The 15,130-nt window shown below is 29.8% G+C and carries 16 protein-coding genes; 4 read left to right on the top strand and 12 right to left on the bottom strand.

Translation table 11 applies throughout. The annotated features are described in order from the left end of the window. Nucleotides 1–8 precede the first annotated feature (8 nt). Together BMX42_RS08955 and BMX42_RS08950 are read left to right on the top strand one after the other, a co-directional pair. Nucleotides 9–791: a 5'-nucleotidase C-terminal domain-containing protein gene (locus BMX42_RS08955; protein WP_091312548.1), complete on the top strand. Its 783-nt coding sequence runs from the start codon at nt 9–11 to the stop codon at nt 789–791. A 6-nt stretch (nt 792–797) separates the two neighbouring features. Further along, the gene (locus BMX42_RS08950) at nt 798–1,715 is read left to right on the top strand and encodes a bifunctional metallophosphatase/5'-nucleotidase (RefSeq protein WP_091312546.1); all 918 of its coding nucleotides are present in this window, start codon (nt 798–800) and stop codon (nt 1,713–1,715) included. Here the strand turns inward: BMX42_RS08950 and BMX42_RS08945 are convergent. The 7 genes from BMX42_RS08945 to rpsF form a co-directional block, all read right to left on the bottom strand. Beyond that, the gene (locus tag BMX42_RS08945) at nt 1,702–2,424 is read right to left on the bottom strand and encodes a hypothetical protein (RefSeq protein ID WP_091312544.1); all 723 of its coding nucleotides are present in this window, start codon (nt 2,422–2,424) and stop codon (nt 1,702–1,704) included. The genes BMX42_RS08950 and BMX42_RS08945 overlap by 14 nt on opposite strands. Beyond that, nucleotides 2,424–3,104 (bottom strand): lysoplasmalogenase family protein, encoded by a 681-nt coding sequence (locus BMX42_RS08940; protein WP_091312541.1) that lies wholly within the window; start codon nt 3,102–3,104, stop codon nt 2,424–2,426. The genes BMX42_RS08945 and BMX42_RS08940 overlap by 1 nt, the downstream gene beginning before the upstream one ends. Beyond that, nucleotides 3,097–5,088: an NAD-dependent DNA ligase LigA gene (ligA, locus tag BMX42_RS08935; protein ID WP_091312538.1), complete on the bottom strand. Its 1,992-nt coding sequence runs from the start codon at nt 5,086–5,088 to the stop codon at nt 3,097–3,099. The genes BMX42_RS08940 and ligA overlap by 8 nt, the downstream gene beginning before the upstream one ends. A gap of 1 nt (nt 5,089) precedes the next feature. Further along, nucleotides 5,090–5,566: a DUF6495 family protein gene (locus BMX42_RS08930; RefSeq protein ID WP_091312535.1), complete on the bottom strand. Its 477-nt coding sequence runs from the start codon at nt 5,564–5,566 to the stop codon at nt 5,090–5,092. A 110-nt stretch (nt 5,567–5,676) separates the two neighbouring features. Further along, the gene (rplI, locus tag BMX42_RS08925; protein ID WP_091312532.1) at nt 5,677–6,120 is read right to left on the bottom strand and encodes a 50S ribosomal protein L9; all 444 of its coding nucleotides are present in this window, start codon (nt 6,118–6,120) and stop codon (nt 5,677–5,679) included. Nucleotides 6,121–6,181: 61 nt separating this feature from the next. After that, nucleotides 6,182–6,469, bottom strand: coding sequence for a 30S ribosomal protein S18 (rpsR, locus tag BMX42_RS08920; RefSeq protein ID WP_091312528.1), 288 nt, complete (start codon nt 6,467–6,469; stop codon nt 6,182–6,184). Nucleotides 6,470–6,471: 2 nt separating this feature from the next. Further along, nucleotides 6,472–6,813, bottom strand: a complete 342-nt coding sequence (gene rpsF / locus BMX42_RS08915) for a 30S ribosomal protein S6 (RefSeq protein WP_091312525.1) — start codon at nt 6,811–6,813, stop codon at nt 6,472–6,474. 177 nt (nt 6,814–6,990) lie between these two features. Here rpsF and BMX42_RS08910 point away from each other — a divergent pair, with 177 nt between their 5' ends. After that, a complete protein-coding gene (locus BMX42_RS08910; RefSeq protein WP_091312522.1) occupies nt 6,991–7,689 on the top strand; it encodes a LytR/AlgR family response regulator transcription factor in 699 nt (232 codons plus the stop codon). Here BMX42_RS08910 and priA read toward each other — a convergent pair. Genes priA through BMX42_RS08895 form a run of 3 tightly spaced genes read right to left on the bottom strand, consistent with a single transcriptional unit; the run spans nt 7,686 to nt 12,030 of the window. After that, a complete protein-coding gene (gene priA / locus BMX42_RS08905; protein ID WP_091312518.1) occupies nt 7,686–10,127 on the bottom strand; it encodes a replication restart helicase PriA in 2,442 nt (813 codons plus the stop codon). The genes BMX42_RS08910 and priA overlap by 4 nt on opposite strands. A gap of 23 nt (nt 10,128–10,150) precedes the next feature. Continuing rightward, on the bottom strand, nt 10,151–11,026 hold the full coding sequence (locus tag BMX42_RS08900; RefSeq protein ID WP_143055622.1) for a hypothetical protein: 876 nt from the start codon (nt 11,024–11,026) through the stop codon (nt 10,151–10,153). Between the two features lie 8 nt (nt 11,027–11,034). Next, nucleotides 11,035–12,030 carry an NAD(P)H-dependent glycerol-3-phosphate dehydrogenase gene (locus tag BMX42_RS08895; protein ID WP_091312512.1) on the bottom strand — a complete coding sequence of 332 codons (996 nt, stop codon included), beginning with the start codon at nt 12,028–12,030 and terminating at the stop codon, nt 11,035–11,037. Nucleotides 12,031–12,246: 216 nt separating this feature from the next. On the opposite strand from BMX42_RS08895, the gene BMX42_RS08890 reads away from it, so the two are divergent. Continuing rightward, nucleotides 12,247–13,131: a nicotinic acid mononucleotide adenyltransferase gene (locus BMX42_RS08890; RefSeq protein ID WP_091312508.1), complete on the top strand. Its 885-nt coding sequence runs from the start codon at nt 12,247–12,249 to the stop codon at nt 13,129–13,131. Between the two features lie 211 nt (nt 13,132–13,342). On the opposite strand, the gene BMX42_RS08885 is transcribed toward BMX42_RS08890, so the two are convergent. Both BMX42_RS08885 and BMX42_RS08880 read right to left on the bottom strand, forming a co-directional pair. Next, the gene (locus BMX42_RS08885) at nt 13,343–14,509 is read right to left on the bottom strand and encodes an iron-containing alcohol dehydrogenase (protein WP_091312505.1); all 1,167 of its coding nucleotides are present in this window, start codon (nt 14,507–14,509) and stop codon (nt 13,343–13,345) included. Nucleotides 14,510–14,572: 63 nt separating this feature from the next. Beyond that, entirely contained in the window at nt 14,573–15,043 is a 471-nt protein-coding gene (locus BMX42_RS08880; protein ID WP_091312502.1) for a hypothetical protein, read from the bottom strand. Between the last annotated feature and the right edge of the window lie 87 nt (nt 15,044–15,130).

Genomic DNA, 15,130 nt, shown 5'->3' with positions numbered 1-15,130 from the left:
TGGAATATATGACATTCAAAAGTAAAAATACTAATCATCTTTACACAATTTTTGTTACAACTTTAACATTATTAAGTTTAGCTTCTTGCAAAACAAAATCGTACAACAACTATTTAGTTGAAGGAAAAAAGATTGAAGTCAATAAAAATTACGCCACAAATGAAAACATTGAGTCTTTCATAAAACCTTATAGAACTCATATTGACAAAGATTTAGACAGCGTTATCTCCTATTGTCCAGAAACTTTAGATAAAAACAAAGGCGAATGGCAATCCAATATTGGAAATTTTATGGCTGATGCTTGTTTTGAATTAGCCAATCCGATTTTTTTAAAAAGAGAAAATAAGAAAATTGACATTACTTTATTTAATAATGGTGGAATTCGTTCTATCATCCCGAAAGGAAATATCACGAAAAGAAATGCATTTGAAGTTATGCCCTTTGAAAATAGCTTAATTGTTGTAGCACTGAAAGGTGAACAAATTAAGACTTTAGCACAACATATTATCACAGAAAAAAAACCACATCCACTAAATGGTTTGAAAATTTATTTGAACTCAAACAGTGAAATCACCAAAATTTTATTTGAAGACAAACCCATTGATAATTCAAAAATATATTATGTTTTAACTTCTGATTATTTATCAAATGGAGGCGACAACATGACTTTTTTCCTTAAAAATGAAGGAACTTATGATTTGAATTATAAAATAAGAAATGTGTTAATTGATTATTTCTACAAGTATAAATCAATTGTAGCATCCAATTCACCAAGAATTATTAAAGAATAGTACAAAATGAAAAGAAGAACTTTTATAAAAAATACAGCAGCAACTTCAGCTTTAGTAACTCTTAGTGGCGTTTCTTTATCGAGTTTTGCAACCGTAAAAGAGCGTAAAATTACAATTTTACATACTAACGACGTACACAGTCACATTGACCCATTTCCAGAAAATCATCCTAAAAATCCAGCAATGGGCGGCGTGGCAAGACGTGCGAGCTTAATTGAACAAATTCGAAAAGAAGAAACGAATGTTTTATTGTTAGATGCCGGTGATATTTTTCAAGGAACACCTTATTTCAATTATTATGGTGGCGAATTAGAATTCAAACTAATGAGTATGATGAAATACGATTTAGCCACTATGGGAAATCATGATTTCGACAATGGAATTGATGGATTTTATGCCCAATTGCCTCATGCTAACTTTGAATTTGTTTCTGCAAATTATGATTTTAAGAATACCGTGTTGAATGGAATAGTAAAACCTTATAAGACATTTATAAAAGACGGAATTAAAATTGGTGTTTTTGGTTTAGGCGTTCAATTAGAAGGTTTAGTAGATAAAAAATTATACAAAGAAACCATTTACAACAACCCAATTGAAGTAGCAACGGATATTTCAAAAACATTAAAAGAAACAGAAAAATGCGATTTAATCATTTGTTTATCGCATTTAGGATTTGATTATAAAAACGAAGCTGAAAAACCTTCGGATATGAAATTAGCAGAAGCTACGAAAGACATTGATTTGATTATTGGCGGACACACGCATACTTTCTTAGACAAACCAATTATTAAAACGAATAAAGTTGGCAAACAAGTTGTAGTAAATCAAGTTGGTGCATACGGAATAAACTTAGGGAGAATTGATTTTTATTTAAGTGATGATTCAAAATATATCAGCCAGGAAAAGAATATTATTGTTCAATAATTTCTTTATCTTTTCTAAGTAAATATTTCAGTAAAAAATAATAAACTGGTGTTTCTACAAGACAAATTAAATACTTAAAGATAACATGTCCATTATAATACTTATGCATTGAAAAACACAAATGTGATAAGAAAAGACAAAGTATCATTAAGAATAAATACTTTGTCTTTTTTGATTTTAGTTGAATAAAGTTAAACATACTTAGTAGAAACAATAGCATAAATATGATCATATATTCAAATGCTACAAATTTTTCTGCGGCTTTATCAACAATATTATAATTGAAAAATAAATAAAGTAGGCTAATTATAAATATACTTGCCAAAACAAAACCAACTTTATTACTAAATTGTCTTTTTCTCTGAAAATACTTCATATCCAATAAAGCATAATAAAATAAAATATAAACGCTTAGCATATAAATAATAGTGGCGTAAACATAAAAAGATCTTATTTCAAGTAGTGTAGAATTGTCTGAAACAAAAATTAAAACTAATAATGCAATATTTAAGACAGTGCGCTTACTTTTTTTATTAGTTAAATACAGAAAGGCAATTATTGGAATTATTATGGGTTTAACTAATATAGCATAATCTTCCTGCTCTAATATCCTATCAAAAACCAGATATAAGAAATAAAAAATAAAATACGCCATCAAAGGAATTACTTCTAGATCACGCTTCAATAAACTCTGAATATTGTTTTTCATTATTTACCTTTTACTTTAATCAAGGAGAAAGTTACAAAAAAATAATAAGATAACAGCTGACTGATAAGATTAACTGATTTAAAAACCCAATTATATTCAATTTTTATAATGAATATATAGAACATATCCGATACAACAAATGCAATTACAGTCATTACCAAGAAAAGATTTGATGCTGAATGCTTTAAAACATAAATTGTAATAGCAAAGATACCTAAAAGCAATAAAACAAAGCCATACGAATATAACAGCAATTTTTCAAAAGCAGATTCCGTATCAATTATTAAAATGATACTTACATAAAGATAAACTAAAAATGCAAGTACAAAAATTACTGAAAAATTAATTTTGTTAAGCGAATTTATTCTTAACAAAAGCAACAAATCTTTGACTACAAAGTATAATAAAATTAAATAAGGAACTAAAAAAAACGATATTGAAATCAGATAATATTCTTTATTATCTTTTAAAACTAACATTTCAGCTATATAATAAAAGATAAAACTGACTACAACCCTATTTTGAAAATTACCTTTTGATTTTTTTATATAATACAGAAAAAGAACGGGTAAAAATAAAGGTTTCGTAAGAACTTCTAAACTATCTAATTGCAATAGTGAAGAAAAAAAATACAAAACACAAACTACTATAAAAGCATATAAAATAGTTTTTTTACTCATTTATCATTTTTTGAAATTGATATTCATCAATTATTTGGATTTTTAGTTGACTTGCTTTTTCTAATTTAGCTGGACCCATATTTGCACCAGCAATAACATAATTTGTTTTGGCAGAAATAGAACTTCCTACTTTTCCACCATTATCTTCAATCGCTTTTTTCAAATCGTCACGAGAAAACACTTCAAAAACACCTGAAACAACAAAAATTTTACCTTCTAAAACATTGGAAACTGAAGTCGAAACTTCATTCAATTCAAACTGAACACCAACTTCTTTTAACTTGTTTATGATTAATTTATTCTCCGCATTTTGAAAGAAATCCATCACACTTTGTGCAATTCGTTCGCCAATTTCATCGACAGTTACCAAATCTAATAAATCGGCATTTGCTAAGTTATCGATATTTTTATAATGTTTCGCTAGCTTTTTTGCTACCGTTTCACCCACATATCGAATTCCTAGCGCATATAAAACTCTATCAAAAGTAATTTCTTTTGACTTTTTTATACCAGAAATCAGATTATCTGCAGATTTATCCGCCATTCTTTCCAAAACAACTACTTGTTCTTTTTTCAAATCGTATAAATCGGCATAATTATGAACCAATCCTGCATTAAATAGCAAAGCCACAGTTTCACCACCTAAACCTTCAATATCCATCGCTTTTCGAGTAATGAAATGCTGAATTCTTCCAATAATTTGTGGCGGACAACCATAAAAATTCGGACAATAATGATTCGCTTCGCCTTCACTTCTTGTCAATTCGGTATTACATTCTGGACAATTTGTAATATATACAGTTGGATTTTCTTGATTTCCTCTGCTGGCCACACCAATTATTTTTGGAATAATTTCTCCACCTTTTTCTACAAAAACTTCATCATTGACACGAATATCTAATTTTGCGATTTGATCTGCGTTATGCAAAGAAGCACGTTTTACAATAGTTCCTGCCAATTGCACAGGTTCTAAATTGGCTACAGGTGTAATTGCTCCAGTTCGTCCAACTTGATATGAAATTGATTGTAAAATCGTACTCACCTGCTCTGCTTTAAACTTATAAGCCATTGCCCAACGAGGCGATTTTGCCGTGTAACCTAATTCTTCCTGAAAATGAATATTATTGATTTTAACTACAACTCCATCCGTTTCATATGGTAAATTATGTCGGTTTTTATCCCAATACTCAATGAATTCAAAAACTTCATCTATGTTTTTAGCCAATTTACTCTGATTCGGTACTTTAAAACCTAATTTTCGAGACAATTCTAAACCTTCATATTGTGATTCGATTGGTAAATTATTTCCAATCATCGAATACAACAAACATTCTAACGGACGTTTGGCAACTTCTGCACTATCTTGTAATTTTAAACTTCCAGAAGCTGTATTTCTTGGATTTGAATATGGCGTTTCTCCGATTTCAATTAAATCTTGGTTCATTTTTTCAAAACCTGCAAATGGTAAAATAATTTCCCCACGAATATCAAATTTATCAGGAAATCCAGCATTTAATTTTAATGGAACGGATTTTATCGTTTTGATATTATTAGTCACGTCATCACCTTTAAAACCATCACCACGGGTAACTGCACGGACTAACTTTCCGTTTTCGTAAGTAATACTAATTGAAGCGCCGTCATATTTTAATTCGCAAGTAAATTCTAAAGGCACATCGCCTAAAATTTTCTGACAACGCGTTTGCCAATCTAGTAAATCTTCTTTGGAATAAGAATTATCTAAAGAATACATTCTGTATTCGTGTTCAACGGTATTGAAATTTTTTGTTATTGTTCCACCTACACGTTCAGTTGGGGAATTTTCATCAAAAAATTGTGGATTTGCAGCTTCTAAATCCTGCAATTGTTTCAATTTAGTATCGAAATCTAAATCCGAAATCGTTGGATTATCTAACACATAATAATTATAATTGTGTTGATTTAATTCCGCTCTTAATGATTGAATTGTTTCTAAAACAGTCATATTACGATACTTTGATTAATGCAATTAGTTTGATATATAATTCGCCTTTACTAATGATTCCTCCGTTTTCAATAATGTTAAAAACTTCTTTATTACGATTTTCGGCTACTTCTTTTTTTCCTGTTTGAATGGTTACAGCATCAGTAAATAGGTTATTCCCTAACCATTCTAAACCTTCTGTTGTAAAAAAATCAATATCTTCATTTGAAGTTTGAACAATTAATGATTCCAATAAAGCATCATGACATTTAAAAAGAAAAATATGATTTTTAGAAAAATGATCAATAAAACGAACATTCGTTATGGCTTTATCCCAAATTAAATCTGAAAACACATCAATTTCTTGTAAAGCAATTTCTGGTTTATTGGTTTTTAAATCTTCCCATTCTTTTTTATCAATAGTTTGGGTCGCTAAGAAGGTAATAAACTCAGGATGAAGTTCTTCTAATTGTTCTTTTGTTAATCGAGTATATTTCATATTCTGCAAAACTATTTTAAATGCATTTTATTTTTAAAAACTTAAGGTTTCGTAAAAATAAAAAAAGCGTTGCAATTGCAACGCTTTTTAAAGAAATATTTTAAATAAAATTATGCTTTTTCAGCAACAATTTCATAAGGTAATTCAATGATTACTTCTCTGTGTAAACGGATAGTAGCATTGTATTTTCCAGTTCTTTTAACAATACCAGAAGTAATAAATTTTCTGTCGATTGATTGTCCGTTTGCTTCTAAAGCTTGCGCGATATCTGCATTAGAAATTGATCCGAATAATTTTTCACCACCTGCTTTTGCAGTAATTTTTATCTCTAAAGCTTTGATAGCTTCAGCAGTTGCTTTCGCGTCTGCTACAACTTTAGCTTCTTTATGAGCTTTTTGTTTTAAATTTTCAGCTAATACTTTTTTAGCAGAAGAAGTAGCTAAAATAGCAGCTCCTTGAGGAATTAAAAAGTTACGACCGTATCCGTTTTTTACAGTTACTACATCATCTTTAAAACCTAAATTTTGAACGTCTTGTTTTAAAATTAGTTCCATTTTGTTGTCCTTTTTTATATAAGTTAGGTTCCGTTATAAGGAAACCAACAAATGATTAATATTATTTTAATAAATCCGCCACGTAAGGCATTAAAGCTAAGTGACGTGCTCTTTTCACAGCAACAGAAACTTTTCTTTGGAATTTTAATGAAGTACCAGTTAAACGTCTTGGTAAAATTTTACCTTGTTCGTTTACAAACTTTAATAAAAAGTCACCATCTTTATAATCGATATACTTGATACCAGATTTTTTGAAACGACAATATTTTTTTTGTTTGTTAGTATCAATGTTTAAAGGAGTAAGATATCTGATATCTCCTTCTTTCTTACCGTTGTTAGCTATCGACATGATTAGTTACCTTTAGTTTTTAATTTTTCTCTTCTTCTTTCCGCCCAAGAAATAGCATGTTTGTCTAAAGAAACAGTTAAGAATCTCATGATTCTCTCGTCTCTTCTGAATTCAGTTTCTAAAGAAATGATTAATTCAGCTGGAGCTTGATACTCAAATAAATGGTAAAAACCACTTTTTTTGTGTTGGATTTCATAGGCTAATTTTTTTAAGCCCCAATCCTCTTTTGATACCATTTTGGCACCCTTAGAAGTAAGAAAATCTTCAAATTTGCTTACTGTTTCCTTTACCTGAACATCAGATAAAACGGGATTCAAAATGAAAACAGTTTCGTAATTTTTCATTTGTACGTATTTTTTAAATTGGGTGCAAAGATATACAATTATATTTAATTTACAAATCCTATAATAAGTATTTTTTTTTAACATAATATTAGTTTATTCTCAATATTTTTCTTATTTTTATCCTGTTAATTAAAATTAAATGATAGAATCTTATCACTTAATTAATCCCTACAGCCTATGAAGTTAAATACTATTGTTGTTGATGACAGTTCAATTCAACGTATAACTATTGCAAAATTAATTTCCGAACATACTAATTTAAGATTAGGAGGAGATTTTTCTAATGCATTAGAAGCTAAAAGTTATATCACAAATAACCATGTTGATCTAATCTTTTTAGATATTGAAATGCCACATATCACTGGTTTTGATTTACTTGATGGATTAAAAATAAAACCTCTAATTGTTTTCATTACTTCTAAAGCAGATTATGCTGTAAAAGCATTTGAATATTCCGCTTTAGATTTTTTACAAAAACCTATTAAGAAAGAACGTTTCTTAATTTCTGTAAAGAAAGCATTGGAGATGCATCAACTAAAACACGATCAAATTCACGATGATCACGGTCCACATTTAATTATCAAAAGTAATCTTAAAAAGATTAAAGTATATACTTCTCATATCAAATGGGTTGAAGCTTTTGGTGATTATATTAAAGTGGTGACTTACGAAGACACTCATTTAGTGTTATCTACAATGAAAGCGTTCGAAACGGAACTTCCAAAAGATAATTTCTTAAGAATTCATAAATCATACATTATCAATTTAGATAAAGTGGAACGTTTTAACAGTAAACAAGTTGAAATTGACGGAGAAAAAATTCCGTTAAGTAGAAACAAAAAAGAAGAAATTATTACAATTTTAGAAAGTTATTAATAATCTACATTAATTGTAGTTTTAATAGAACGATACTGCGAAGTCGCCTCAAAACTTATCAATACTTTTTTGATAAGTTTTTTTGTTTGTATTAAATTCGTGTTATTCGGTATTTTGATAAGAATTGTTCTAATGTATTCATTTCTGATTCGATTTATCGCAGGTTCTTCCGGACCTAAAATTGGAACCTGAATCGCTTGTTTCAAAACATTATACAACCAAGTGGAACCTTCACGAAGTTTTTCGTAATCTCTGTGTTTTAATCGAATTTGTAACAAACGGAAATACGGCGGATACTGAAAATTACGTCTTTCGTATAATTGTTCGTTAAACATCCCTAAATAGTTATTATTCACCACTTGCTGAATCGTATTGTGCATTGGGTTGTAAGTTTGAATAACTACACTTCCTTTTTTCGCTTTTCTTCCAGAACGACCCGCAACTTGTACCATCATTTGATACGCACGTTCGTAAGCTCTATAATATGGTTGATTTAATAAATTATCTGCATTTAAAATTCCAACTAAAGTTACGTTTTCAAAATCTAACCCTTTAGCTAGCATTTGAGTTCCGACTAAAATATCAATTTCCTGATTTTTAAACGCATCAATCATTTTCTCGAAAGCAAATTTTCCTCGTGTAGTATCTTGATCCATTCTGGCAATTCGCTTGTTTGGAAATAATTTTATCAATTCCAATTCGACTTGTTCCGTACCAAAACCTTTTGCAGAAATATCTAAAGAATTACAAGCGTGACAATGTGTTGGTTTTGCCATGCTATGTCCGCAATAATGACATTTTAAATGATTTTTGTATTTGTAATACGTCAAACTTACATCGCAACTTGGACATTGAGGCACGTGTCCGCAAGTCGCACATTCAATATACGGCGAATAACCTCTACGATTTTGAAACAACATAATTTGTTCATTATTCGCTAAAGTTTCGTGCATTCTTTCCAATAATTCATCGGAAAAATGACCATCCATTCGCTTACGAAAATATTTATCTTTTAAGTCAATCAGATGAATTTCGGGTAAAACCACATTATTAAATCGTGTAAACAACTCAATTAAGCCATATTTATTGGTTTTTGCGTTGTGATAAGATTCTAAACTTGGCGTTGCACTTCCTAATAACACTTTTGCATTATGAAACTTTGCCAGAACAATTGCCGCATCTCTGGCATGATAACGTGGCGCTGGATCTTGTTGTTTGTAAGTCGCTTCGTGTTCTTCATCTACCACAATTAAACCTAAGTTAGAAAATGGTAAAAACAAGGCGCTTCGAACACCTAAAACTACTTTTGCTTTGTCGGAGTTTTGTAATACGTGATTGTACACCTCAACACGTTCGTTTGAATTGTATTTCGAATGGAAAACCGCAATTTGATTTCCGAAATATGCCGATAAACGTTGTACTAATTGTGTTGTTAAAGCAATTTCTGGCAACAAAAACAACACTTGTTTATCTTGTTCTATAAATTCTTCGATGAGTTTAATATAGACTTCCGTTTTTCCAGAAGCGGTAACGCCGTGTAATAAATTGACATCAAACTGAGTGAATTTCTCTTTAATACTTTCTAAAACTATCGTTTGAGATTCACTTAATTGAATTTCATAATCATCTTCTTTTTCGAAGGAAACTCGATCAGTATTGATATAATATTCTTCGAAAATTTGTTTGTCGACTAACGATTTAATAACCGCAGCGCTAACTCCAGAAGTTTCGATTAATAATTTGGATGTGATTGGCTTTTTTTCTGTCGCTTGCAATTGAAAATAGGACAAAACAATTTCTTTTTGCTTTTTTGCTTTTCCTAAAATCTCTAATAATTCTTGAAGTTGTTCTGGTTGTAAAAATTCATCTTGAAGTTTGATGTATTTTACCAATTTGGGTTTGTAATTTTCCTGAACTTCTTCTTGCATCGTTAGCAAACCTTTGGCTAACAAATTTTGAATAATTGGGATTACATTTTTCTTATTTAAAATCTGAGAAATTTCAGAAATCGTAATCGAAGATTTATTCTCTAATGCTTCTAAAACTAAGAATTCTTCATCTGTCGCCAACGTTTTATCCGATTCTGTATGCGAAGAGGAAATGATGGTTTCACTTTCCAAAATCAATCCAGAAGGCAAAGCCGATTTAAAAACTTCTCCAATCGAACACATATAATACGATGCAATCCAACTCCAATGTTTCAGTTGAATTTCATTTACAATAGGAACCTCATCAATAATTTGACTGATTTCTTTGGCTTCGTATAATTCTGGTGGATTGGTGTGTTTATCAACAACTAAAGCCGTGTACACTTTTGTTTTTCCGAAAGGAACCGTAACTCGCATTCCAGGTTGCAAAAACTTGTATTCTTCCACATTTACGGAATACGTAAACGTTTTATCAAGATTTAAAGGAAGAATGACGTTGATGAAGTGCATTTATAGTTGAGAGTTTTTAATTTTTAGTTTTGAGCTTGAATTACTCTTGAATTTTTTAACATTTTTTTAAACTCATCAAATGGTTTCCAAAAAGTTCTGCTTATTTTACCTTCTTCAATTTCTTTATTAATCAATGGTCTGAAATAATTCCACACATAATTATCTTCGTCATGATTACCTCTTTGATGCCATAATATAAGCCAAGCACGCTCTTGCCAACCATGAACTTTTGTTATTTCAATCAATCTTTCAATATTTAATGAATCAATTTTTTGAGTTAACTCATCAAATACAATTTCATGTTCTTTTTTGGGTTGCGGAAAAAGTAATAATTTATATTTTGCAATTAATATCGAATCATTACTCTCTATAGCTTTTTTATATCCTTCCGAAGCAATTTTTATATCATTATCTGACCTTAAGATTATATAATCATTTAATTTTCTAACAAATTGATCTCTTTGAACTAATTCTTCTATTTCTAAATAAATATCAATATTTTTAATTTTAGAAAAATATTGCTGACGTAAAGCATCGTATTTATTGATAATTTCAATATAAAATGATTCATTTTGAATTTCAGAGAAACCTTCAAAATTTTTAAGATAATCCAACTGAGCACCACCTTCTGAGACACCTTTTTCAATCCACTTTTTAGCTAATTTCGAATTATTATTTTTTAATGCACAAAAAGCTACATTAAAAAATTCAGTGCTTGATTTTGGTGTCAAAACATTTAAAGCTTTTACATATTCTTTATATGCTACCTTATAATTTTCAGATAATCTCAAACTATCTGCATTATGAATTAAACTATCAAAGTTATCATATTTTGTTTGACTAAAACATAGTGTAGAAATTGTCAAAAAAACAATTAAACTGCAAAAAAATGATTTCATAATATTTATTAATCCAACTTCTCCGTTAATTTATTAAACACAGATTTTGCATCTTTTCCTTCGTATAAAATTTGATAAACCGCATTAATAATAGGCGTTTTCGCTTTGTATTCTAAATTTAGATTGTAAGCACTTTTTACAGCGTAATAGCCTTCTGCAACCATACTCATTTCCATTTGAGCTGATTTTACAGTGTAACCCTTCCCTATCATATTTCCAAACATTCTGTTTCTAGAAAATACCGAATATCCAGTTACTAACAAATCGCCCAAATAAGCCGAATCGTTAATATTACGTTTCATTTTATGTACTTTTTTAATGAATTTTTTCATTTCGCGAATGGCGTTACTCATCAAAACCGCTTGAAAGTTATCTCCATAACCCAAACCGTGTGCAATACCAGCTGCGATAGAATAAATATTCTTTAAAACTGCTGCATATTCAGTTCCAACAATATCGTCAGACGTTTTAGCTTTTATGTAGTACGAAGAAACATTTTGAGCTACATATTTAGCTTTTTCTTCATCTGAACAAGCAATTGTTAAATATGATAAACGTTCTAGTGCGACTTCTTCTGCGTGACAAGGTCCAGTAATTACTCCGATATTTTCGTATGGAATATTAAATTGTGTATGAAAATGCTCGCCAACAATTAAACTTGTTTCTGGCACAATTCCTTTGATTGCTGAAAAAACGATTTTACCCTCTAAAGACTCGGTCATTTTTTCTAATTCGGCACTTAAAAACGCAGATGGAATAGCAAAAATAACAATATCTGCAAATTTTATAGCTTCATTAATATCGTTTGTTAACTGTAATTTATTAATATCAAAAGCCACAGAACTCAAATAATTAGGGTTGTGTTTTTGGTGTTTTAAATGTTCTAAAGCATAGGTACTACGCATATACCAAGCAATTTTCTGTTGGTTTTCACATAACATTTTCGCGATAGCTGTTGCCCAACTTCCGCCTCCTATAACTGCAAATTTTTTATTGTTTTCCATATTCAAAAATAATGAACCTCAAAAATACACTTTTTCAATTACAAGTGCAAGTTCAAAAATTAATGCTAATTTTCTTAATATTATAATCGCTTGATTTCTAAGTATTTAATATTAAAATCAAGAATAAAAAACAAAACAAACTTGTTAATGATTTGTGAATAGCAGTTTTTTGGCACGGCAATTGGAATGTAGTTAATAACCTTAAAACTTAAAATTATGAAAGCAAAAATACTTATAGTAGCATTTATCTCACTCTTCACTTTACAGTCTTGTACAACTGATGTAGTAGTAAATGATTATCAGGATTATCCTAACCATGTTAGTTTACCTGATTTGATGGAAGGATATGATTTATGGTATGTAGATTATAATAGAACAACAGGAAATGGAGATGTTCCGTTTTTATCAAAAGCTTTTACAGTTTCTTTTTTAGGAGGCGATTTATTAGCTAATAATAATTTAGTTGGAATTGGAAGTACTGGAAATGGTTTCGGTGTAAATATTGGATATTATGACTATACTCCAAATTCTGTTCGTGTTCATCACAATATTTATGGATTTTATGAGTTAAATGTATATCAAGTTTCATCAAATGAAATTAAATTAGTTGACCCATATACAAATACGGCATATTATTTGATTGGATACCAAAGAAGTTCTTTTGATTATGATAGAGTGTTTTACGACAACATGCACTATTTCTTACAGGAATATGTAGCTTGGGAAAAAGTATATACTAGTGCAGCCGGAAATCCGAATGCATTTGATGCCGAGAACTATTTGAAATTTGTAATTGGAAGTAACGACACGTTTCGTTCCTCTCAAGATTATATGATTGGAAATGTGAATAACATTTATTGGGATTATACTGGAAACTATAACATTCAGAATGTTTCAGGTAATTATTATACAAAAAAATTGAATCTTTACTACAATAGTAACGATTATGAAGGATTTAACATCACCGTTATTAATGACGGTAGAATAAGATTATACCACATCGCTAGTGGAACAACTTATGAATTTGAAGGAAGAGGCTTTATTCCGATTATGAGAAATGCAGCCCCAAGAACCAAAACAAATTTAGAGTTTAAAAAATAGTTAGTAGTTTTAGTTTAGTTTGTAAAAAGCGTCACGAGATTTAGTTCCCGGACGCTTTTTCTTTTATTATTATTTTGCCACGAAGGCACAAAGATTTTTATGAACACATTGGCTGAGGCTCTCGAAGTCACTTTTAGTTAAATTTATTTTTTTAACGAAGACCCCAAAATTTTCTCTTTTTACTTTTGCCTTTTTACTTTTGCCTTTTTACTTAATAACTCAACTCCACAATTTCTTTAACTTTATCTAAAGTGATGTTTTGTTTTTCACCCATAGCTTTCCATCCTCTTTCCTCAAAACGGTTTACGATGAAACTCGCTGTATTATCATAATTTGTGGTTGCTTGCGAAAGTTTCGTTTCCATTCCCATTTCTTCTAAAAATGAAACTAACTTTTCTATCGCTTTTTCTGCAATATCTTCTGTTGAATCTCCAGTTAAATTGAAAACTCTTTCTCCAAATTGAGCTAATTTTTCTTTTTTGGTTTCGAACATTACTCGGTATAAATTTGGACCAATGATAGCTAATGTTCTCGCGTGATCAATTTCGTATAAAGCGGTTAATTCGTGACCAATCATGTGCGTTGCCCAATCGGAAGCCACACCTTTTTGTATTAATCCGTTTAAAGCCATTGTCGCACACCACATAAAATTAGATGCTAATTTATAATCGGTTGGATTTTCGACAACTTTCGGACCAATTTCTACTAGCGTTTGTAAAATCCCTTCCGAAATTCGATCTTGTAATAAAGCGTCTTGTGGATACGTTAAATATTGTTCTAAAACGTGCGTAAAAGCATCTACTACTCCATTTTGAATTTGTCTTTTTGGTAAGGATTGAATTACGGTTGGATCACAAATCGAAAATTGAGGAAACAAAGCGCTTCCGCCTAAAGTTAGTTTTTCGTGTGTGGCATCAATCGTGATTACGGCACCAGAATTCATTTCAGAACCTGTTGCTGGTAAGGTTAAAACCGTTCCGAATGGAATTACTTTGGAAACATCTTTGAATAAAATTCTGTTTCTAAGAATATCCACCGTATTTCCTTCATAATTTACGGCTCCAGAAATAAATTTCACACCGTCAATAACACTTCCGCCACCAACAGCTAAAATAAAAGTGATTTTTTCTTTACGAATAATTTCTACCGCTTTCATTAAGGTTTCAAAACGTGGATTAGGTTCAATTCCGCTAAATTCTATAACTTCATGACCTTTTAAGTGTTCCGTAACTTGAGCGTGAATGCCGTTTTTAAAAATACTTCCACCACCATAAGCCAATAATACTTTGGCATTAAATGGAATTAACGTGGCTAATTTTTCTACTTGATTTTTACCAAAAATATAATTGGTAGGATTGTATAATTCGAAGTTTAACATAACTATTTGTTTTAAGAATCACAAATTTACGAAATACTCCTTCGAACAAATGGTAAAGTAATGTTAAGAAAGTTTTCCTTCTTGTTTCATTTTTTCAATAAACTCTTTATACAAAGTATAATTATAAAACTGTTTATCAATAAAGTCTAAATTTTTCTTTTGGAATGGGAAAACTTCTTTAATTATATAGTGAAACAAATCAACTTGTATGGCATCATATTGTGAAGTAGAATACAATTGAAAATGCGTTTTTATAAATTTCGAATTATGATAAAATGAAATGTGATTATTTAAACCTTGTGAATAATATGGTCCAAGTCTACGATTTCCTGTATAATCTTTATATTTATTTCCGTATTTTATATCCAGCTTTTTAATTTCTGAAAATAAATATAGATTTTCATTTATTTTAATTCCTTTTTCTTCAAAAGAAATTTCTCCCTCAATTTTACCGTTAATTCTTTCAAATTCCCAATATCTATATGTTAATGAAAATATCCAAGCAGCTAAAAAGTAACAAACAAAAAATTTCATATAAATGATATTATTATTTTCAATTTCAAACTTAAATATTTTATTAAATAAAAATATAATTATGAAAATGAAACAGCCCCCATACAA

The organism is Flavobacterium terrigena (assembly GCF_900108955.1).
Classification (GTDB): Bacteria; Bacteroidota; Bacteroidia; order Flavobacteriales; family Flavobacteriaceae; genus Flavobacterium; species Flavobacterium terrigena.
This window is presented reverse-complemented; position numbering and strand designations above follow the sequence as displayed.